The organism is Carboxylicivirga sediminis (assembly GCF_018156225.1).
In the GTDB taxonomy this organism is placed as follows: domain Bacteria; phylum Bacteroidota; class Bacteroidia; order Bacteroidales; family Marinilabiliaceae; genus Carboxylicivirga; species Carboxylicivirga sediminis.
In genome coordinates, this window is the sequence record NZ_JAGTAR010000095.1 from 1 (window position 1) to 1018 (window position 1018).

1 protein-coding gene is annotated in these 1018 nt (G+C 32.1%); it reads left to right on the forward strand.

Features of this window, described 5'->3' with window-relative positions; genetic code table 11:
* Nucleotides 1-316 precede the first annotated feature (316 nt).
* Nucleotides 317-811, forward strand: coding sequence for a hypothetical protein (locus KDU71_RS22765; RefSeq protein ID WP_212193433.1), 495 nt, complete (start codon nt 317-319; stop codon nt 809-811).
* The last annotated feature ends 207 nt before the right edge of the window (nt 812-1018 follow it).

Sequence of the window (1018 nt, forward strand, 5' to 3'; positions counted from 1 at the left end):
TAGCTAGCACAAAACCTAAAAGCAAACTCTTTTCGAATTATTAAACTGATAATTACCTTGCTATACCACACGAAAGGATTCGTGCGGTAGCGAGGGTAAATGATAGAGCTAGAAAAATATTACAATGATAAAGAATAGGATAATTTAGTTGAATTATGCTCAAATAATTGGAACAATTTAAAAGAACAGATTGACTATGAATAAATACATGAATCCGAAGATTAAGATTATCTACTTATTGACTATACTATCTTTTTTAAGTTGTAAAACTCAGACTAATCGAAGCAATAATCAAGGAGTTATAAAAACTGATGAAATGGAATTACCCGAAATAACCTATGATTTTCCAAAAAACAAATCGAATCCATTTGATGTGACATCTGACGATAGGTATTTTATAAATGCTAATGGATTTACAAATTTAACTGACAACTTAGATGATTTTAGTATTGATACTTTGAGTGAAAAAATCCCAATGGGATACAAAACCATTATAATTTGCCAAAAGATTTGCTTTGTTAATGATGGTAAGGCAATAAAAAAATGGGACTATGAAAAACTCAATGATTCAAAGAGTGAGATTAATGGTCGATACTACCTCTATTCTAACAAAAAGCGAAAAACGTTTGTGACCGATTGGAAAAGAGATATTGAATCATATTCTGTGCTGAAAAACACTAAAGATGCAAGCATTTATTCTTATTTATGGGAGTCATATGATGAAGCAGAACAATATGCTAAAGAAATCTCAGGAAAAGAAGATATAACGGTTATGGTTTCAATGGTGATTAATAGTATTTCATGGCATTAATAACTGCGCACAACAATAAATATAGGTCATTTGGCGGATAGTGCTAAATTTGAAATGAGTACCCCACAGCTGCCGCGCGAATCCTTTCGCGTGGTTTGAATCAATTACTCTGTAAGCCACTTAGCTAGCACAAAACCTAAAAGCAAACTCTTTTCGAATTATTAAACTGATAATTACCTTGCTATACCACACGAAAGGATTCGTGCG